This window comes from Nonomuraea roseoviolacea subsp. carminata (genome assembly GCF_024172185.1).
Classification (GTDB): Bacteria; Actinomycetota; Actinomycetes; order Streptosporangiales; family Streptosporangiaceae; genus Nonomuraea; species Nonomuraea roseoviolacea.
The window spans coordinates 3,078,485-3,097,694 of sequence record NZ_JAMZEC010000001.1; the positions used below are offsets into that span (position 1 = coordinate 3,078,485).

Annotated in this window: 22 protein-coding genes; 12 read left to right on the forward strand and 10 right to left on the reverse strand. The window is 73.3% G+C overall.

The genetic code is table 11. The features are described from left to right. The first annotated feature begins 50 nt into the window (after positions 1–50). Positions 51–623, forward strand: coding sequence for a dienelactone hydrolase family protein (locus tag HD595_RS14200; protein ID WP_253769159.1), 573 nt, complete (start codon positions 51–53; stop codon positions 621–623). Positions 624–650: 27 nt separating this feature from the next. Here the strand turns inward: HD595_RS14200 and HD595_RS14205 are convergent, their stop codons facing one another. The 4 genes from HD595_RS14205 to HD595_RS14215 form a co-directional block, all read right to left on the reverse strand. Further along, positions 651–1,235: a DUF6879 family protein gene (locus HD595_RS14205; protein ID WP_253769161.1), complete on the reverse strand. Its 585-nt coding sequence runs from the start codon at positions 1,233–1,235 to the stop codon at positions 651–653. A gap of 90 nt (positions 1,236–1,325) precedes the next feature. Then, positions 1,326–1,448: a hypothetical protein gene (locus HD595_RS45800; protein ID WP_301309506.1), complete on the reverse strand. Its 123-nt coding sequence runs from the start codon at positions 1,446–1,448 to the stop codon at positions 1,326–1,328. Positions 1,449–1,515: 67 nt separating this feature from the next. Next, on the reverse strand, positions 1,516–2,577 hold the full coding sequence (locus HD595_RS14210) for a HesA/MoeB/ThiF family protein (RefSeq protein ID WP_253769164.1): 1,062 nt from the start codon (positions 2,575–2,577) through the stop codon (positions 1,516–1,518). Between the two features lie 113 nt (positions 2,578–2,690). Next, complete coding sequence (locus tag HD595_RS14215) at positions 2,691–3,068, reverse strand: nuclear transport factor 2 family protein (RefSeq protein ID WP_253769165.1); 378 nt, start codon at positions 3,066–3,068, stop codon at positions 2,691–2,693. 58 nt (positions 3,069–3,126) lie between these two features. On the opposite strand from HD595_RS14215, the gene HD595_RS14220 reads away from it, so the two are divergent. Continuing rightward, positions 3,127–4,080 (forward strand): RNA polymerase subunit sigma-70, encoded by a 954-nt coding sequence (locus HD595_RS14220; protein WP_253769167.1) that lies wholly within the window; start codon positions 3,127–3,129, stop codon positions 4,078–4,080. A gap of 53 nt (positions 4,081–4,133) precedes the next feature. Further along, positions 4,134–5,081: a DUF5829 family protein gene (locus tag HD595_RS14225; protein ID WP_253769168.1), complete on the forward strand. Its 948-nt coding sequence runs from the start codon at positions 4,134–4,136 to the stop codon at positions 5,079–5,081. A gap of 69 nt (positions 5,082–5,150) precedes the next feature. Here HD595_RS14225 and HD595_RS14230 read toward each other — a convergent pair whose 3' ends face one another. After that, positions 5,151–6,518 (reverse strand): erythromycin esterase family protein, encoded by a 1,368-nt coding sequence (locus HD595_RS14230; RefSeq protein ID WP_253769169.1) that lies wholly within the window; start codon positions 6,516–6,518, stop codon positions 5,151–5,153. A gap of 169 nt (positions 6,519–6,687) precedes the next feature. Here HD595_RS14230 and HD595_RS14235 point away from each other — a divergent pair, with 169 nt between their 5' ends. After that, a complete protein-coding gene (locus HD595_RS14235; protein WP_253769170.1) occupies positions 6,688–7,530 on the forward strand; it encodes a phosphotransferase family protein in 843 nt (280 codons plus the stop codon). A gap of 13 nt (positions 7,531–7,543) precedes the next feature. On the opposite strand, the gene HD595_RS14240 is transcribed toward HD595_RS14235, so the two are convergent. After that, complete coding sequence (locus tag HD595_RS14240; RefSeq protein ID WP_253769171.1) at positions 7,544–8,770, reverse strand: S8 family peptidase; 1,227 nt, start codon at positions 8,768–8,770, stop codon at positions 7,544–7,546. A 336-nt stretch (positions 8,771–9,106) separates the two neighbouring features. Between HD595_RS14240 and HD595_RS14245 the strand changes: the two genes are divergently transcribed. The 3 genes from HD595_RS14245 to HD595_RS14255 all read left to right on the forward strand — a co-directional run bounded on the left by HD595_RS14245 (position 9,107) and on the right by HD595_RS14255 (position 13,728). Beyond that, positions 9,107–11,281, forward strand: coding sequence for a metallophosphoesterase (locus HD595_RS14245; RefSeq protein WP_253769172.1), 2,175 nt, complete (start codon positions 9,107–9,109; stop codon positions 11,279–11,281). 95 nt (positions 11,282–11,376) lie between these two features. Then, entirely contained in the window at positions 11,377–12,633 is a 1,257-nt protein-coding gene (locus HD595_RS14250) for an MFS transporter (protein ID WP_253769174.1), read from the forward strand. 90 nt (positions 12,634–12,723) lie between these two features. Further along, positions 12,724–13,728 carry a TolB family protein gene (locus HD595_RS14255; RefSeq protein WP_253769176.1) on the forward strand — a complete coding sequence of 335 codons (1,005 nt, stop codon included), beginning with the start codon at positions 12,724–12,726 and terminating at the stop codon, positions 13,726–13,728. Here HD595_RS14255 and HD595_RS14260 read toward each other — a convergent pair. From HD595_RS14260 to HD595_RS14270, 3 genes are all read right to left on the reverse strand, one after another. Next, entirely contained in the window at positions 13,701–14,651 is a 951-nt protein-coding gene (locus HD595_RS14260) for a hypothetical protein (protein WP_253769178.1), read from the reverse strand. The two genes, HD595_RS14255 and HD595_RS14260, sit on opposite strands and share 28 nt — an antisense overlap. Positions 14,652–14,679: 28 nt before the next feature. Then, positions 14,680–15,651 carry a TrmB family transcriptional regulator gene (locus HD595_RS46725; RefSeq protein ID WP_253769180.1) on the reverse strand — a complete coding sequence of 324 codons (972 nt, stop codon included), beginning with the start codon at positions 15,649–15,651 and terminating at the stop codon, positions 14,680–14,682. 99 nt (positions 15,652–15,750) lie between these two features. After that, entirely contained in the window at positions 15,751–16,071 is a 321-nt protein-coding gene (locus HD595_RS14270; protein WP_253769182.1) for a hypothetical protein, read from the reverse strand. Positions 16,072–16,205: 134 nt separating this feature from the next. On the opposite strand from HD595_RS14270, the gene HD595_RS14275 reads away from it, so the two are divergent. The 4 genes from HD595_RS14275 to HD595_RS14290 are packed head-to-tail and all read left to right on the forward strand — an operon-like array spanning position 16,206 to position 18,323. Continuing rightward, the gene (locus HD595_RS14275; protein ID WP_253769183.1) at positions 16,206–16,688 is read left to right on the forward strand and encodes a hypothetical protein; all 483 of its coding nucleotides are present in this window, start codon (positions 16,206–16,208) and stop codon (positions 16,686–16,688) included. Positions 16,689–16,701: 13 nt separating this feature from the next. Then, entirely contained in the window at positions 16,702–17,586 is an 885-nt protein-coding gene (locus HD595_RS14280; RefSeq protein ID WP_253769185.1) for a hypothetical protein, read from the forward strand. Continuing rightward, positions 17,583–17,978, forward strand: a complete 396-nt coding sequence (locus HD595_RS14285; protein WP_253769187.1) for a YbaB/EbfC family nucleoid-associated protein — start codon at positions 17,583–17,585, stop codon at positions 17,976–17,978. The genes HD595_RS14280 and HD595_RS14285 overlap by 4 nt, the downstream gene beginning before the upstream one ends. A gap of 3 nt (positions 17,979–17,981) precedes the next feature. Further along, positions 17,982–18,323 carry a YbaB/EbfC family nucleoid-associated protein gene (locus HD595_RS14290; protein WP_253769189.1) on the forward strand — a complete coding sequence of 114 codons (342 nt, stop codon included), beginning with the start codon at positions 17,982–17,984 and terminating at the stop codon, positions 18,321–18,323. Positions 18,324–18,356: 33 nt separating this feature from the next. Here the strand turns inward: HD595_RS14290 and HD595_RS14295 are convergent, their stop codons facing one another. Beyond that, positions 18,357–18,707, reverse strand: coding sequence for a hypothetical protein (locus HD595_RS14295; protein WP_253769193.1), 351 nt, complete (start codon positions 18,705–18,707; stop codon positions 18,357–18,359). A gap of 65 nt (positions 18,708–18,772) precedes the next feature. Here HD595_RS14295 and HD595_RS14300 point away from each other — a divergent pair, with 65 nt between their 5' ends. Continuing rightward, the gene (locus tag HD595_RS14300; protein ID WP_253769196.1) at positions 18,773–19,195 is read left to right on the forward strand and encodes a hypothetical protein; all 423 of its coding nucleotides are present in this window, start codon (positions 18,773–18,775) and stop codon (positions 19,193–19,195) included. The last annotated feature ends 15 nt before the right edge of the window (positions 19,196–19,210 follow it).

Here is a 19,210-nt window from a genome sequence, read left to right on the forward strand (position 1 = left end):
CATTGTGCGGGACAGGAGTGACAAGGGCGTCTCCTTTTAGACTTGGCCCCATGGCACGGATCCTGCTCCTGCACTCGCAGTACGGCCTGCGGCCCGCCGTCCACCAGGCCGCCGGACGCCTGCGCGCGGCCGGCCACGAGGTGCACGTCCCCGACCTGTACGACGGGCGCGTCGTCGGCACGCCCGAGGACGCCATCGCGATCAAGGACGAGATCGGCCGCGACGAGCTGCTGAAGCGGGCCGTGGCCGCCGCGGCCCCCCTGTCCGGGCAGGGCGTGGTCTACGCGGGGCTCTCCCTCGGCGGCGCGCTCGCGCAGAACCTCGCCCTCGCCGACGAGAACGCCCGGGGGCTGCTGCTGATGCACGGCACGTCCGACCTGCCCGAAGGGGCGTACCTGGACGACCTGCCCGTCCAGCTCCACGTCGCCGACCCCGACACGTACGAGCCGGTCGACTGGCAGAACACGTGGTACCTGCTGATGCGCCGGGCCGGGGCCGACGTGGAGGTGTTCCGGTACCCGGGCGCGGGCCACCTGTTCACCGACCCCGACCTGCCCGACCACGACCCCGAGGCCGCCGAGCGCGCCTGGACGACGGCGCTCGGCTTCCTCGCCGATCTCTGAGCCGATCTTCGAGCCGATCTCTGGCCCTCAGGTCGTACGCTTTCTGGCCCAGTACGCGCGCAGGTCCTCACCCCGCTCGAACAGGCCCGCCAGGACCGGCACGCACGGCTCGACGACCCGCGGGTCGGTGATCCGGCGGGCCCCGACGTGCCTGCCCGTCTCGTCGTACAGCACCTCGTACAGCAGCGTCGGGCGCAGCAGCACCAGCTCGGGCACGGGACCGCCGTCCTCGTACGGCCGCACCGCCGAGACCGGCACCACCCGGCCGTTCTCCCCCTCCTCGGCCCGCATGGCGAGCAACGCCAGCTCCCAGCGGAGGTACGGGGTGAGCGGCTCCTCCACCACCCTGATCCGCCGGAAGTCGAGCCGGGCGGGATTGTCGTCACGGAACCCGGGGCGCATCCGCTCGGCCAGCTCCATCGCCCGGCCCCAGTCGCCCTCGACCATCGCCAGGTAGCTGGGCAGGTCTCCCTCGTCGAAATGCTGCGCCCGTTCGAGCTTCCACACGACGCCGCTCGTGGCCGCGAGGGCCCCGGCGAAGTCGGCCCCGTACGCGGCGGCGTCCATCACCTCGGCGGGGACGGTGCGCAGACGGTTCAGAACGTCACTCATCCGGCCTCCCGAAGAGGCCCGGCGGGCCTCTCGACGTGACTCATCAGGCCTCCCGGCGTGCGGGCGGGCCACCCCCCGCCCGCACGCGGGTCAGTTCGAGTTGCCCTGGCTGGGCGCCCACGCGGTGGGCTCGACCTTGTCGAGCCGGCGGACGACGATCCTCTTGCGCGGCTTCCGCTCCTGCTGGGCTTCCGGGGCGGGGGTGTTGCTCATGACACTCCTCCTTACCGAGGTGAGTGGGGAACGGTAACCGAGAACGTACGGTCTTCCGGCTGCTTGATCAAGAACAGATGTCGCAGCCGGGGCGCGAGGGGTGGCGGGCGTACACGTGGCCGTCCGGGTCCAGCAGCATCACGCCGTGGAAGTAGCCCGGCGGCGTGGACATCACCCCGCTCACCAGGGCCAGGACGTCGTGCGCGACCAGGTGGCCGGACAGCCCGGCCGAGGCCCCGGTCACGCCGGGCCAGGCGTAGTCCGCACCGGGACACGGCGGTATGCCGGCGCGCACGCACTCGTAGCAGGGGCCGCCCGGGCCGAAGACGCCCACGCTGACGAGCGGGCCGTTGTACCCGCCGCTCACCCACGGGATCCCCGCCTCGGCGCACACCCGGTTGGCCCAGCTCTGGATCCCGGACGGCCCGCGGGGGCGGTCGGCGCACAGCGCGAGCACGTCGAACCCGTCGATCAGCCGGGCCAGCCGCGCGGGCCCGTCCACCGCGGCCGCCTCGGCGGTGATGCCGATCTCGGAGTTGACCTGGCGCAGCCGGTCGAGCGCCACCTCCGCCTTGAGCCGGCCGACGTCCGGCTCGGTGTAGAGGATCTGCCGGTTCAGGTTGGACAGCTCCACGACGTCGGGGTCCACCAGGTGCAGCCGTCCCACTCCGGCGGCGGCCAGGGTCCAGGCCACGTGGCTGCCGGTCCCGCCCAGGCCGAGCACCACGACCCGGGCGTTCTTGATCCGCACCTGCGGCTCCCAGCCGTGGTCGCGCGGGGTGAGATCGACCCAGCGGAAGTAGTCCCGGGTGCGGCTGTGGCGCTCCTTCTCCCGCTCGGTCAGCTCCGGGCAGGGCTCGGGCGCGGCGTCCTCCACGTGGCCGGACGACACGAGGGTGGCGACGATGTCCTCGGCCTCCTCGCACGTCAGGACGGGGTGGCGGGCGCGCAGCTCGGCGGCGATCTCCGCGGGGGCGCGCGTGCCGTCCATGAGGCCCAGAGCCGTCCAGGCCCAGCCGTCGGCGTCCACGATCTCGGAGGCGATACCGAACAGGGCCCCGCCGAGCCGGACGGTGCCGTCGCCGAGCCGGTGGGGAGCGTGCTCGGGTTTCACACGAGGCAGGCGCATCCCCCGATCGTCGTTACCGGCCAGTACCCCGGTCAAGATCGATTCATGCCGTCTCCTGAAGGGCGCCGCCCGGTGCCGGCCGGGGGAGGGCGCGGGACCGGGCGGCGGGCGGCTCACGGCCGGGGGTGCTCCTGGCGGCGGCGGAACTCCTCGAACGGGACCCGGTCGAACACGAACCTGTTGTGGACGATCTTCCCGTCGCGCACCGTCACGCACTCGGCCGCCGGCGCGCTCCTGGCCGGGATCGTCTCGGCGTCGTACATGATCAGGGCCGTCTCGTCGTCCCCGAACGCGGCGATCAGCTCCGCCCTGACGAGCAGGTGCTCGGCGAACGGCCCCAGGAACTCCCGGTACGCCTCGACGCCCGTGAGCCGCCCCGCCGGGGCGTCGCACACGACGTCGTCGGCGAGGTAGCTCATCGCCAGGTCGAGGTCCTTGCCGGTCCACGCGCGGTGGTGGGCCAGCGCGATCTGCAATGCTGAGCCGGTCATGGTGTCTCCTTCCGTTGTCGCCCGTTACGACACCGGGAGCGCGCGGAACGGAACGGTCGTGGCGGAAATCGGGTTCGAGCAGCAGGTCGCGGCGTACCGGCGCGAGCTGCTGCTGCACTGCTACCGCCTGCTCGGATCGCTGACGGACGCCGAGGACGTCCTGCAGGAGACGCTCCTCGCCGCCTGGCGCGGCCTGGACGGCTTCGAGGGCCGCTCGTCGCTGCGGTCGTGGCTGTACCGCATCGCCACCAACCGCTGCCTGAACGCGCTGCGCGACGGCGGGCGGCGCGTCCCGCCGGAGCCGAAGCCGCCGTTCGAGCCGCCGCCGCCGAGCCGCCGCGGTGACGTGCCCTGGCTGCAGCCGTACCCGGACACCCTGCTGGTGCCCGACGCGGCACCCGGCCCCGAGGCGCGCTTCGCGGCGCGCGAAGCGGTCGAGCTGGCGTTCGTCGCGGCGCTGCAGCGGCTCCCGCCGCGGCAGGCCGCCGTCCTCGTCCTCCGCGACGTGCTCGGCTACCCGCTCGGCGAGGTCGCGCCGATGCTCGACGTCACGCCGGCCGCGGCCAAGGGACTGCTGCAACGGGCCCGCGCCTCGCTCGCCCGGCAGGCCGACCCGGGCGGCGGGCGCCATGCCGAGGCGCCCGCGCCGGGATCGGCGCGGGAGCGCGAGCTGGTCCGCCGCTTCGCCGACGCCTTCACCGCCGGCGACATCGACACGCTGGTCGCCCTGCTCACCGACGACGCGTGGCTGGCCATGCCTCCGGCGCCGCACGAGTACCACGGCGTGGCGGCGATCGCCTCGTTCCTGCGGGCGAGCGCGGCCCGGAGCGCGGGCCGCCCCGTGCTGCTGGTCCCCACGCGGGCGAACGGGCAGCCGGCCTTCACCTGCCGCCTCGCCGGGGAGCCCGCGGGGGTGATCGTGCTCACCCTGGCCGGTGACCGGGTGCGGGGCATCACCCGGTTCCTCGTCCTCGACGACGGGTTCCTGACCCGGTTCGCAGCGGGATGTTAGGGGACTGTCAAATCCCCGATGGGGCCGATCACCGGCTGCCTAAGATCACGAACATGCCGATCAATCGAACCTTACGGACGATCACCGTCCTGACCGCGGCGTTCACCGTGGCGCTGACCGGGGCGGTCGCGGGAGGCGCGAGCGCGGCGACGGCCGACGAGGCCCAGCCGAAGACCGACCGTCAGCTGCTGTTCTACAACCACGCCTACAGCGTCGTGGACAAGGAGACCGCCGACGCGGTCGAGAACTCCGCCTACCTGAAGAAGTTCGCCAACTTCGAGGTCCGCACCGCGACCGGCGGCGGGATGACCTGGAAGGGCCGCTACCTGAAGGGCCGGGAGACCTACCTCGAACTGTTCTCGGTCGGCGACCTGCCCGGCCAGGACGCCGAGTTCGGCTCCGCCGGCATGGGCGTCTCGACCGAGCGCGCCGGCGACCTCGCCACGGTCACCGAGCGGCTGAAGGCCCAGGGCATCACTCCGGCCCCGTACCGGCAGACGCGCGACTTCGGCGACGGCGTCAAGGTGCCGTGGTTCGACACCATCCGCACCTTCAGCGACCAGTACGAGGCCTTCGACCCCTGGGCGATGGAGTACCTGCCCGAGTACTTCGCCGACCCCCGCAGCAAGACCGAGCCGGAGAGCTTCCCCGGCGACGTCGGCCGCGAGCGCTACCTGCCCGACGACTACCGCGACCGCCTGATGCGCGACATCACCGCCGTCCGCATGGGCGTCCCGGCCCGCGACCTCGCCACCATGGTGCCGCTGCTGCGCGCCGGCGGGTTCGCCGTCCAGACCCTCGCGAACGGCGGCGTCGTCGCGACGGGCGGCGGCACCCGGATCCACCTGGACTCCGTCCCGCGCGAGCAGGCCGGCCTGAAGCGGGTTGACTTCGTGCTCAACAAGTCGCTGGCGTACATGACCGAGGAGAAGATCGGCCGCTCGACCCTCGCCGTCGGCCCGGGCGCCCGCGCCGTGTGGACCTTCGACGCCCCTCAGTAGGGGCGCCCTCCCTGAACGTCGGACCGGACGGCGACGGCCGCGTGGCCGCCGTCGCCCGGTTCTCGCACGTCACGGCAGGAGCCTGGCGGCCTTGACCTTGTGCAGGTGGATCACCACGTCGAACGACCTGCCGAGCGCCACCTCGGTCGCCTGCTCCGGCGACCAGAAGCCGCCGCCGATCAGGCGGGTGGCCCGCGCCCGCGCCAGCCACACCCGCGCGGGCCGCGGCGCGGTGCGCGTGTCGAGGATGAAGTCGCGGTGGCGGACCTGGTCCAGCACGTACTCGTTGTACTCCGCCCCGGCGGCCGGCACCGAACCCTTGCAGGCCATGGGCCGCTCCGCCGGACGCGAGCCCGCCGGGCACTCCCCCTTGTCGATCAGGAAGTTGTAGCCGCCCTGGTCGAAGGAGGTGCCGACGGTGACGAAGCGGTCACCGAGGCGCCCGCGCAGGATCCCGCCCATCGGGCTGGGCACGAACATGGTGTCGATCGGGGTGTAGCTGATGTGCGCGTTCAGCCCCGACACCTGGATCTTGTGGCCGGTCGTCCGGTTCCACCAGACGACGTTGTCGGCCAGCGCGGTGTCCCGGTACTCCTGCGCCTGCCGGCGTCCCTCGGCGGTGGCCTGGTCGAAGGCGAAGTCGGTGAAGGTCTGCGACAGGGCGCGGGCGTGCTGCACCGCCCACCGGTAGTCCTCACCGCCGGCCTGCTGCCGCTGGAGGAGCTTGAGGGCCTCGGTGGCGCGCCGGGCGTTGTCCTGGCGGGTCGCCAGCGGCTGGGACAGCGCGATGCCCATGTACGCGCCGGCGTTCGGGGTGGTGGGCCGCAGCCCCTCGTACAGCTTGGTGAACTCGGGCGTCAGGTCGGGGTGGTGCTCGGCGACGTAGCCGAGCACCTTGTCGAACAGGACGTCGCCGGGGTAGAGCAGGTCGGCGCCCATGAACTGGACCTTGTCGTGGTGGGTGGCGTTGTAGGAGCGCATCCACGTGATCAGGCCGAGGAACTCCTGGTTGTCGAACAGGTCGTACGGGCCCTTGACCTCGTCGTGCAGGATCCTGCGCGGGTCGCCCGCGCCGTTGAGGACGTAGTCGTTGAGTCGCACTCCGGTGCTCCAGCTCAGCTCCCGGGCGAAGGTGGTGAAGCCCTTCTCGGTGACCAGGTAGCGGAAGAGCCGGTGGTTGAGGGTGTAGAACTCGGCGGTGCTGTGCGTGGCCTCGCCGACGCCGACCACCGTCGCGTCCCCCACCATCGCGCCGAACGCGTCCAGGTCGCGCAGGCCGCCCCTCGGGGAGGTGGAGGCGAGGGGCTTGGCCACGGCGTCGAGCGCCGCGACGACCTTGGCGTCACCGGGCTCGGCCGCGGTCGCGGAGGCGGCGGTGCCGGTGGTGGTCATGGCGATGGCGAGGGCCAGGACGCCGGCCCGGATCTTCGTGTTCACAGTGGTGTTCCGATACGTGAGGGGATCTCTGTTGACGGATCAGAGCCTTCTGGACCACGCTGTCAGCGCACTCGCCGTCCACTGACAGCCGTCCGCGGGGGTGTCAGCGCCTCGCCGACCGGGACTCTCCCCGCCCACGCCGACCGCATGACCGGGAGCAGCCGAACGCATGACCGACCGGGTACCCGACGACCTGCTGGCGATAGCCGACGCGCTCCTGCCGGGAGCCCCCCTCGGCGCGGCCCGGCTCGTCCGGGGCGGCATCCACGACGTCGTCCTGCTGCCCGGCGTCGCCGCCGTACGCGTCAGCCGGCGCCCCACCGGCGCCGAAGCCCTGCCCCGCCGTACCGAGGTGCTGCGGGTGATCGCCGCCGCCGGGCTGCCCTTCGCCGTCCCCGAGCCGCTGACCCCGGTGACGCGGTTCGAGGAGCGGGCGGCCGTCGCCGTGTCGTGGATCGACGGCGCCGGGCTCCCCGAGGGCGCGGGCGACCCGGCGGCGACCCGCGCCCTGCTCGGCGCCATCCGGGAGCTCCCCGTCACCCCGGAGCTGCGCGCCGTGCTGCCCGCGCCGCGCGAGCACGAGGGCCGCGACAACTGGGCCGCGATCCTCGCCGAGGAGGTCGTCCCGCGCTTCCCCGCCAGGTGGCGCGAGGAGGGCCGGCGGCGCCTGGCGGCGGCGACGGCCCTGGAGCCGGTCCCCGACACGCTCGTCCACGGCGACCTCGTGGGGACCAACGTCCACTGGGGCGAGGACGGCCGGCTGATCGGCGTCCTGGACTGGGACCGGGCTCACCTGTTCGACCCGGCGATCGACGCCGCGTTCATGGCGTGGCACGGCTGGGACAACCTCCGCCGGGCCGTCGACCGCGAGACCTACCGGCGCGCCCGCGTCTGGGACCGCACGTTCGGCGTGGACCACCTCGTCGCGGTCCTGGAACTCGGCGGCAAGCCGCTGGTGTACGTCGACAGCTACGTCGAGCACATCGTGGCCTGGCTGGAGCGCTACGCCTGACTCTCCTGACAGGTCATTCGCCGGGTGCGGCCGGGGCCGCCGGCGCGATGTACAGCAGCCGGTTGGGCGAGCCGTTGCCCGCGTTGGTCACCTTGCCCGTGGTCGCCGCCGCCACGATGGCGTCGGCGATCTGCTTCGGGGTGGCGCCGGGATGAGCGCCCAGGTAGAGCGCGGCGGCGCCGGCCACGTGCGGCGAGGCCATGGACGTGCCGCTGATCGTGTTGGTGGCGCTGTCACCGGTGTGCCACGCCGAGGTGATGTCCCCGCCGGGGGCGAACAGGTCCAGGCACCTGCCCCAGTTGGAGGTGCTGCGCCGGCGGTCGTCGCGGTTGGTCGCCCCGACCGTGATGACCTCGGGGATGTTGGCCGGTCCGACCTTGCAGGCGTCGGCGTTGTCGTTGGCCGCCGCGGCCACGTAGGTGTACCCCTTGGCCACCGACGCGCGGATCGCGTCGGTCAGCGCGGAGCTCGGCGAGGCCTTCACGCTGACGTTGACCACCGCGGGCCCGGTGGTGTGGGCGGCGATCCAGTCGACGCCGCCGAGCACGCCGGAGTTCGGCCCCTTCCCGTCGCACCCGAGCACGCGCACGGCGATCACCCTGGCCTTCTTGGCCACCCCGTGGCGGGTGCCGGCGATCGTGCCGGCGACGTGGGTGCCGTGCCCGTTGCAGTCGCTCGCGTCGTCGTCGTTGTCGAGCACGTCCCTGCCGAAGGAGGCGCGCCCGCCGAAGTCGGTGTGGGTGGCGCGGATGCCCGTGTCGATCACGTAGACGCGGACGCCGTCGGCGGTGCCGCCGTAGGTGTACGAGCGCGACAGCGGCAGGTCGCGCTGGTCGATGCGGTCCAGGCCCCAGCTCGGCGGGTCGTCCTGCCGCTCGGCGACCGTCGCCGTCGCGTCCTGCTCGACGTAGGCCACGGACGGGTCGGCGGCGAGCCGCCGGGCCTCGTCCTGCGACATCGCGGCGGCGAAGCCCTGGAGGGCGGCGGAGTAGGTGCGGGTGACCGCTCCGCCGTACCGGTCGGTGAGGTCCTTGGCCGACGGCTCGACGCCGCGGGAGCGTAAGCCGCGTGTGTCCTTGAGGACGACGATGTAGTGGTCCTGGACGGCGAGGCCGGGGTCGGCGGCGCGGATCGTGCCCGGCGTGGGCGAGGGGGGCTCGGCGAGGGCGGTGCCGGTCGAGGCCGCGAGTGTCGCGGCGGCGAGGGCGCCGATGGCCAGGGGGTGGCTGAGTCGTCTCATGGGGTGACGGTCGTGCCGGACGCCGCCGTTGTGGGGGAAGGTGTGCCACTGGCAGCAATGCGCCACGTTCCCATCCCCAAATACCCATAAATCTCCGTAAATGGGGTTATTGCGGGTGGCGCTGTCCCGTCAATTCGCGGAACGGCACGTGTTGGCCGACGCGCCCGCCAGGCACGACTCGGGCTGACCTGCCCGCGCGCCGCCCCGCCATTCACTGAATGCTGTCAGCCCGTCCGACACCGCCATTGACTGCGCACGTGCGGCGGGTAACTTTCCGATCACCGTGGGGCCCACGGAGACACCGCACCCGAACCCCACTCGAGAGGAACACCGTCCGTGATCCGTCACCACGAACGCCGCCGGATGCTGTCCGGTACGGCGGGCCTGGCGATGCTGGCCGCGCTCGGCGCGGGACCGGCACAGGCCCAGGCCGCCGCCTCCCCACCCGTCCAAGCCCCCGTCCCCGCCTCAGCCGCCTCCGCCCGTACGGCGGCGCAGGAACCGCCGGCCGCGGCCGCCGTGCCGCAGCTCGCCGAGGGCGGCGCCGCCACGGCCGCCGTCACCGTGTCCGGATCAGCCGCGGGCGCCGCGGCCCGCCAGGTGTGCGGCTCCGGCGCGAGCTGGCTGCGCCTGCGCTTCACCCGGCTCGACCTGCGCGGCGACGACAGCCTGACCGTCACGGGCTCCGCGGGCGGGGCCTTCCGGTTCACCGGGGACACCTGGCGCGACCGGACCTTCACCACCCGGGCCCTGCGCGGCGACTGCGTCACGGTGCGACCGCACTTCAGCGACCCGTCCAGCGCGTACGCCGTGGACGGCTACCAGGCCGGCACCCAGTCCCTGGAGGCGGCCGAGGTCGTGGTGGCCGGAGCGGGAGACATCTGCGGCAGCGCCTGCGCCGACACCGCCAAGCTCATCACCGGCACCATCAAGCCGGCCGCCGTGTTCACCGCCGGCGACAACGCCTACGAGAGCGGCAAGCTCAGCGAGTACAACGGCGACTACAAGAAGACCTGGGGCGCCTTCTTCGACAAGACCTACCCCACCCCGGGCAACCACGAGTACAAGACCTCCGGCGCCTCGGGCTACTTCGACTACTACGGCGCCCGCGCCGGAGCGCGCGGCAAGGGCTACTACAGCTGGGACATCGGCGACTGGCACTTCGTCGCCCTCAACAGCAACATCTCGATGAGCGCCGGCTCCGAGCAGGAGAAGTGGCTGCGCCAGGACCTCGCCGCCTCCACCAAGCCGTGCACGGCGGCCTACCTGCACCACCCGCTCTACAACGTCGGCGAGCACGGCGCGGCCACCAACACCAGGCCGCTGTGGAAGGCCCTGTACGACTACAAGGCCGACCTGATGCTGGCCGGCCACGACCACAACTACCAGCGCTGGGCCCCGCAGGATCCCCAGGGCAAGGCCGACTCGAACGGCATCAGGGAGATCCTCGTCGGCACCGGCGGCCGGAGCTTCTACGCGCTCGGCTCCGGCGGCTCCGCCAACCTCCAGGCCAAGAACTCCAACACGCACGGCGTGCTCAAGCTGACCCTGTCCAGCACCGGCTACCGGTTCGACTTCGTGCCGATCGCCGGCCGCACGTTCACCGACAGCGGCACGGGCACCTGCCACAAGGCGGGCTCGACCACGCCGGACTTCGCGCTGAGCGCCCAGCCGTCCTCGCTGGACGTCGCCCCCGGCGCCTCGGCCACCTCGACCGTGCAGGTGGCCGGCCAGAACGGCTTCTCCGGCACGACCCGGCTCACCGTCTCGGGCCAGCCCTCGGGCGTCACCGCGACGATCTCGCCCGCCTCGGTGACGGTCGGCTCCGGCGGGACGGCGAACGCCACGCTCACCGTGTCGGCGGCCGCGGGCACCCCGGCCGGCACCCATCCCCTGACCGTGACCGGCACGTCCGGCTCGCTCACCAGGACGGCCACCGTGCAGCTCTCCGTCGGCGGCGGGGGCGGCGGCACGACCGTCTTCTCCGACGACTTCGAGACCGACCGGGGCTGGACCGTGAACCCGGCCGGCGCCGACACCGCCACCGGCGGCCGGTGGGAGCGCGGTGACCCCGAGGAGACCCAGGAGGAGGGCGTCAAGCAGCTCGGCAGCACGACCAGCGGCGTCAACGATCTGGTCACCGGCCGGCTGGCCGGGTCGGGCCCGGGCGCGAACGACGTGGACGGCGGCGTCACGACCGTCCGCTCCCCGGCCGTCACGCTGCCCTCCGGCACGTCCACGCTGAAGCTGTCGTACACGTTCGCGCACCGCGACAACTCCGGTCCCGACGACTACCTGCGCGTCAAGGTGGTCGGCGCCTCCTCGACCACCACCGTGCTGGAGCGGACCGGCACCGCCGCCACCGACCTCGACGGCGCCTGGAAGACGCTCACCGCCGACCTGTCCGCCTTCGCCGGGCAGAGCGTCCGGATCGTCGTCGAGGCGGCGGACGCCGGAACGGCGAGCCTCGTCGAGGCCGCGATCGACGACGTGCAGATCACCTCGTCCTGACCGTCCCGTCCTCCGCCGACCTTCTGAAACCGGTGGGGCGGGGCCGCGGACGGCGGCCCCGCCCGCCGGGTCCCCGCTCCCCAGGAGGGTGAACCGTGTACCTGTCCACTACCAGGGCCGCCGGGAGGCCGGCCGGGGCGACCGGGCGGCTGGGCTCCGCCCGCGTGCCCGCCACCGTGGTCGCCCTCGGCCTGGTGAGCTTCTTCACCGACATCTCGGCCGAGATGGTGACCGCGTTCCTGCCGATGTACCTGCTGTACGGCCTCGGCACCGGCCTGCTGAGCCTCGGCCTGCTCGACGGCCTCTACACGGGCGCGGGGGCGCTGCTGCGGCTGGCCGGCGGCCACCTGGCCGACCGCTCCGCGCGGCCCAAGGCGGTGGCCATGGCGGGCTACGGCCTGTCGGCGGCCGGAAAGCTGCTGTTCCCCCTCGTGGGCGGGGCCGTCACGGGCATCGGCGCGGCGGTCGCCGTCGACCGGGCCGGCAAGGGGCTGCGTGCCGCTCCCCGCGACGCCCTCATCACGGCCGCCACGCCCGCCAACGCCCTGGGCGCGGCCTTCGGCGTGCACCGGGCGCTGGACACGGCCGGGGCGCTGCTCGGCCCGGTGCTGGTGTTCGCGCTGGTGGCCGCCGTCGGCGACGCCTACGACGCGGTCTTCGTCACCAGCTTCTGCCTGGCCATGATCGGGGTGGTGATCCTGGCCTGCTTCGTGCGCGACCGGCGGGTCGCGCCGGGGACCCGGCCGAGGGTCTCCCTGCGGGACGGCCGGCGGCTGCTGGCCCGGCGCCCGCTGCGGAGGGTGGCCGTGTACGCGACCATGCTGGGGCTGGTCACGGCCGGCGACGCCTTCCTCTTCGTCGGGGTGCAGCGGCAGACCGGGCTCGGCGCGGCCACGCTGCCGCTGCTGCCGCTGGTCACCTCGCTCGTCTTCCTCGTCGCGGCGGTCCCGCTGGGCAAGCTCGCCGACCGGGTCGGCGGCTGGAAGGTCTTCGTCGCCGGCCACGTGCTGCTGGCGGCGGCCTACGCGCTGCTCGCCGCCGCCTGGCAGGGGCCGGTCGCGGCCCTCGGCGTGCTGCTGCTGCACGGGCTGTTCTACGCGGCCACCGACGGGGTGCTCATGGCGCACCTCGCGCCCCGCGTACCCGAGCACCTGCGCGCCAGCGGCCTGGCCATCACCCAGACCGGCCAGGCGCTGGCCCGCGCGGGCGGCACGATCGTCTTCGGCGCGCTCGCCGCGGGCTGGGACCTGCGGGGCGCGTTCGCGGCCTTCGCCGCGCTGCTGGTCGCCGGCGTCCTCATGGCCGGCGCGTTCCCGCCCGACCCGCGCCGCGTGAGGGAGGCGTCGTCGTGAGCACTTACCGTGGAGCAGACCATCGCGCCGGGGGGGCGTCGTCGTGAGCACTCATCGTGGAGCGGACCACCGCGCCAAGGGGACGTCGTCGTGAGGGCGGACCGCCGGCGGATCCTCGCCGGGATCTGCTCGATCACGGCGCTCGTGGGGGCCGGCGGCGGCTACGTGGCCTGGGCGATCGCGGAGCGACCGGCCGCGGTCGCCACAGCCGCCCCGGCCGCCCCGGCCGCCGCCGGGCCGGGGACCCTGGTGTTCCTCGACCACGGCCGCGCTCTCGCCCAGGTCCCGGTCACGGACCCGGGCGCCGCGCCGGTCCGCCGCGCCCCGGTCTGCCTGCGCTCCTACACCGCGGGCGGCACCACGGTCTGCCTGCGCACCGTGGCGGTGCCCGCCGGTTTCGAGGCGGCGTTCCTGCGCGGCGACCAGGAGATCGCCGAGCCGGTCCGCGTGGACGGCACGCCCAGCAGGGCGCGCGTCTCCCCCAGCGGGCGGCTGACCGCCTGGACGGTCTTCCGCACCGGCGACTCGTACAACCCGGGCGCCTTCGCCACCACCACCGGCATCTACGACACCCGCACCGGCACCCTGCACGGCTCGCTGGAGGACTTCACCGTCATCGTGGACGGCAAGCCGTACCAGCGGGAGGACCGCAACTTCTGGGGCGTCACGTTCGCCGCCGACGACCGGACCTTCTACGCGACGATGGGCTCCGCCCACCGCATCTGGCTGCTGCGCGGCGACCTGGCGAGCCGCACGCTCACCGCGGTCGGGCGCGACGTGGAGTGCCCCTCGCTGTCGCCCGACGGCACGCGCCTCGCCTACAAGAAGCGGGTCGGGACACGCTGGCGGCTGCACGTCAGGGACCTGCGGACCGGCCGCGAGACCCCGCTGGCCGAGCGGGCGGAGGTCGACGACCAGGCCGCCTGGATGGACGACGCGACCCTCGCCTACGCGCGGCCCGACGGCGGGGGCCGCGTCTCGCTGTTCGCCGTCCCGGCCGACGGCACGGGCGCGCCCCGCCTGCTGCGCCGGGACGCCTCCTCACCCGCGGTGGTCCGGTCCCCGGGTCAGTCCCACTCCCAGGCGACCCCGTGAATGCCGGGCTCGGGGTCGAAGACGGTGTGGGTGGCCGTGCCGGTGCCGCCGATCCACAGCTCCTCCGTGGTGGTCCTGGGGTGCGCGACCGACGGCTGGTAGAAGGCGCGGCAGAGCGCGGGCAGCGCCGCCCGGTCGAAGACCACCTCCACGGTCAGCTCGCGCGTGCCGGGCACCACCCGGTGGGCGGTGTACGGGTCGAGGTGGCCGGGCGGGAAGGCGAGCACGTACTCCGCCACCGTGAGCGCGCCCTGCGGGAGGATCCGGTCGAGGATCATCTCGTGCACCTCGAAGCCGGTCTCCGGGTCGCCGCGCACCCTGCCGGTCCGCCAGCCGCGCGCATGCTCGATCGCCGGTCCCGGCACCCCGGCCATGTGGAAGTGGTGCACCATGAGCGCGCGCCGCACCTGCGGACGCCGCGCCTCCAGCACCACCTGCACGGACATCGAGCGGATCTGCCGGTGCGCGTCGAGCCGGACCAGCGTGCTGCGCCGCCGCTGGAGCAGGTGGTCCAGGCCGTCCGGGGTGGCCTCCACCTGCGCCAGCACCCGCACCAGGCCCTCCGGCCTGGCCCACGACCGGTCGGGCCGCGCCGGGCGGGGCGCCTGGTGGCCGGTCCACCGCCCCCGGGGCCGCGGCGGGCCCAGCAGGCCGACCAGCGACCCGGGCGGCACGTGCAGCACCTCCTCCAGAGCGCGCAGCGCCCGCAGCGACTCCTCGCGTTCGGGCTGCGTGCGACCCGACTGCCAGTAGCTCAGCGCGGTCCTGCTCACGGAGATCCCCTGCTCGCGCAGGCGGTGCTGGAGGCGGTCGAGGCTCAGGCCGCCGGCCTGGATGGCCAGCCGCAGCGCGACGCTGAACGGCCCGGAGTCCAGCGCCTCGTCGAGGGACCTGCGTAACTCCTCTGGCGTCTGCTGGTTCACCGCTGCGTCCCTTCCGCCGGGGTCCGGGCTACAACCAGCCGCGCTGAGCGGCCGCGACGGCGAGCTGGAACCGGGTGGTCGTCGCCGTCAGGGCCATGAGCTGCTCCAGCCGACGGTAGAACGTCCTGCGGCTCATCCCCAGGCTCTCGGCCGCCCTGGAGTCGCTGACCCCCGCGTTGAGCAGGACGAGCAGCCGGCGATCGGCCGCCCTGACCGACGGTCCGGTCCCGGTCGCCAGGTGCAGGGGGATCGCCGTCTTCCAGCAGCTCTCGAACAGGCCGGCCAGCGCCTCCAGCAGGCCGCCCGAATAGACGATCGTCAGCGTCGCGTCCCGCCCGTCCTCGGGCCTGGTCAGCCACGCCAGGTCCTTGTCGAGGATGGTCATGTTCACCGGCAGGTCCGCCGCGGCCCGCGCCTGCTCGCCGGCCTCCACGCACGGCGTGACGTTCTTCTCCAGGTAGCCGGGCAGCTCCAGCGACTCGCGCGCGTAGACGACCCGATAGGCGACGCCCCGGGCGAGCTGCTCGATCTCGGCCCTGTTGACGGCTCCGAACAGGTGCGGCGGGCGGTCCAGCCGCCGGATCTCGTGCCGGGCGCTGTTGACGAGCTGGCGGATGCGCAGCTTCACCGCCGGGCCGGTGACCACCTCGACCGGCGACTCGACGGCGCCCCTGCGGGCCGAGCGGCGATGGGTCTCGAAGGCGTTGCCCACGGCGATGCGCGCCCGCTCGACGTCGGCCTGCCGCCGCCGGGCCAGCGCCTCCAGGCCCACCTCAGGGACCACCGCCCGGAAGCCGTCGCCGGCGTCGTGCCGAGCCACCAGGCCCCAGGTGGTGAGCTCCTTGAGCGCGGAGCGCGCCCGTTCGGGCCGCATGTCGAGCGCCTCGGCGAGCGCCGTCTCGGTGGTCTGCTGCGTCCAGAGCATCTGTACGTACACCCGGGCCGTTTCCGGCCGCAAGCCGAGAACGACCAGGTGACTGGACAGATCATCCGGTTCCACCGGATCACTATAAGAAGGCCACGGGCTATTTGTCGGGAATTTCTGACTTACGCGTAGGCCCGCCGAACCAGGTCGTCCGGCGGGCCCGGCGGCCGGGCGCTACCCGGTCGCCACGACCTCACCCGCCGTGACCTGAGGAGGATTCGGCAGCAGGGAGGAGAGGCCCTCCCGCACGTACTCCGCGGCCCGCTTGGTGGACTCCTCGGCCCCGGCCTCGTCCTCGAAGACGCTGGTGGACAGCATCACCCCGCCCCCGGCGTCGACCCAGTAGTAGGCCACGAACCCAGGGACGTCGCGCAGGATCGGCAGGAACTCCTCGTTCACCCGGCGTCCCGCCTCGGCGGGATCGGTGACTCCCTCGTATCGCCGTACCGTCGCGTACATGACCGTCTCCCCTCCGGGGCCGGAAGATCGCCCCATGTGGGAGGACGTACCCCCATCGCCCGCGCCCGGACGCCAAGGGCCGGCAAAACGTCAGGACGGCCATTCCGGGCGTGGCCGATCCGGTGGGAGCGGCTCCGTCGAAGCGGAACGGTGATGATACAAAGAGCCCCGTGTCAGTTGATCATGCTTCGTCGTTCGCGGCCGGCGCCCCGTCCTTGGTGAGCCCGTGCCCGCACACCCCCGCCTGCCCGCCACCCGCCTGCCTCCCGCAGAGCCTGCGCGCGCAACCGGCGCGGGCGATCTCCGCCACGCAGAGGCCGACGCCGGACGAAACGGGCCGCGGCCCCGGCGGCTCCGGCGGCTACGACGTCAACGGGGGATACGTACGGAAGTTCGCCGGCACCATGGACAGCTCGGCCACCGGCGTGGACACCGTCAAGCACTGGACTCCCCGCTTCGAGGGCTGGCAGCTCATCCCCATGGCCGGCGTGCCCATAGCCGGGTTGTTGTTCGTCGACCGGTTCAACACCGTCTCCGACACCTGGCGGGACTGCGCCGGCATCCTGTCGGAGCTGTTGCGCGCCGACAGCGGCAAGGTCTTCCAGGCCGCCGACAACTACGCCGCCGCCGACCACCACAGCACCCCCGCGTGAGGAGGAACCCGCGATGACGGTTCCCTCGGGCGAACCACCGAAGCTGATCCTGCCGGGCCACACCGCGCCCACGGGCGACCGGCAACTGCACGTCACCAACGCCCACGGCACCGTGCAGCGGACCATCACGGTCAGCCCCACGCCGCGTACCGACCCCGGCTTCTACCGGCGGCTGATCCAGGGGCTGGACCCGCTGCGCCAGAGCAACCGGGCCGCGATGGCGGTCTCGGGGCTCGGCACGGCCGCGCTCGCGCTCGACGTGGCGGCCACCCTCAACATGGGCAACCCGTTCCTGTTCTACCTGCGGCGCGAGCTGTGGAAGGAGATGTCCGGGACGCTGGAGGGCAGCCGATCCGACCTGTGGCGCTCGTTCTTCGACGACATCACCCCCAACTGGAAGGGCCTGGCGCAACAGACCCTCCAGCAGTACGTCCGGTTCAACATCAACGGCCTGTACGGCCAGCTCGGCAAGATCTCCGGCGCGATGAGCAGCACGATGCACAGCCAGTACAAGGAGGTGATGGAGTACGACCTGTCGGTGTTCGGGTTGTACGCCGCCTCGGCCCCCATCCTGCGCACGATCGCCACGATGAGCACGCACCCCGTCGGCAGGGCCGCCCTGATGACCCAGGTCGGCCTGTTCATGAGCGCGGCCGGCAACCTCGTCAAGCAGTTCGCCGACGTCTTCAACAAGCACGAGAGCGAGCTCAACAAGCTGGAGCTGAAGCTCAACGACCTGAGAGGCGCCTTCTACCGCTCCGGTGACCCGGCGCGGGGCGCGCGCGACCTGCACCTCACCGACGCGATCGCGGACCCCCGCCTCGTGGACGAGTACTGGGTCCCCATGAACGAGAGCGACGCGCCCAAGAGCGGCCCGCCGTCCAAGAATGCCTCATGAGGGACGCCGAGACGTTCGCCGTGAACGGGCCGGAGGACGTCGCCGGCCTGCTGCGCGCCGCCGACGGCTGGACCCGCGCCCTCGACGAGGCGTTGGCCGGGCTGGAGGAGGAGCGGCTGGCGGGCGCCGACCCGTCGGGGGTGGTCCGCGCCGAGGTGACCGGCGGCGGGCGCCTGCGCGGGCTGTCCATCGATCCGCGCGGCCTGCGCGGCCTCGACCACCTCCAGCTCGCGCATGCCGTCCAGCAGGCGATCGCCGCGGCCCACCGCACGATGGGCGAGCGGCTGACGGAGGTCGTCCAGGACCTCGCGGGCCCGGCGGGGAGCACCGCGGGCGCGGACGCCGCCGACCCGCTCGACGGCTACATCCGCAACGTGCTGGGAGGAGACTGAGCGATGGAGGCTTCCGACGAGGCGTGGGAGGAGTTCGAGGAGGCGCAGGCGCGGCTGGACGCGATGGTCTCCGCCGCCGCGCGGGCGGAGGAGAGGGTGGACGAATGGAGCGCCGCCGAGTTCTCCGGCCGGGCCGACGACGGCGGGATCACGGCCGTCACCGACGCGCTCGGCGTCCTCGTACGGCTGGAGATCTCCCCGCGGAGCCGGCGACGGCTCGACGCGACGGGCCTGGCCCACGCCATCCTGACGGCGGTCACGGCGGCCGAGGACGCCGCGGCGGCCTCCAGGGACGCGCTGTTCGCCGATCTGCTCCCGGCTCCGGGGAGCCGTCGATCCGCGTAGCCCGGGCTCGGGGCCGTCGCCCCTGCCCGGGCCTCACTGCCCGGGCCTCAGGTCGTACGCGGCGGCCACGTCGCAGGCGAGCTCCACCTGCCCCCGGAGCACCTCGTCCACGACACCGCGCACCTCGACGGAGACCACCGCCCCGCCCACGGCCCGCGCCAGCCTGAGGTCGAGCCGGGTCACCTCGCCGACGAGCGGGTAGCCGTACCAACCCGCTTCCCGCTCGTCGTCGGTGTGGGGCAGCGCGGCCTCGACCGCCTGCCAGTCGAGGTCGTCGAAGTCGTACCGGACGAGTGACGCGACGATCTCGCAGAAGGCCCGCGCGTTCCGCTCCCTGATCCACCCCGCGTGGACCAGGTCCGACCGGCCCATGGGCGCCTGCATGACGATGGTGTACCACGCGTGCCAAGACGCGTGAGCCGACGGCCGGTCCGATACGTCTAAGAAGCATGAGGATCAGGCAGACAGCGCTCGCGGCATCGTTCGCCGTGGCCCTGAGCGCGACCCTGGCGCCGCCGGCGCAGGCGGTGACCGTGCACAAGAAGGTGCTGGTGGAGCTGCGCGAGGAGGGTGGCTTCGCGGGGTTCAAGGACCGAGTGATCGTGTACACCGACGGGTGCGCGCGGGTGAGCCGCCGTACGGGCCCCACCGTGGACAAGTGCCTCACCGGCAAGGAGATACGGACGTTGCGCGGCCATCTGAAGCACCTGCGCGTCGGACGTTCGGAAGGACCGCCGCAGGGGGCCGACTTCCTGATGTACACGCTCGCCTACCGGGGCCACCGCGCCACCCGCCACACGCTGCCCGGTTCCTGGAAGCCGGTGGTCCAGCAGCTTGAGCAGGTGCGCCAGAAGTACTGGGCGCCGGACTGACGTACCGCACCCAGA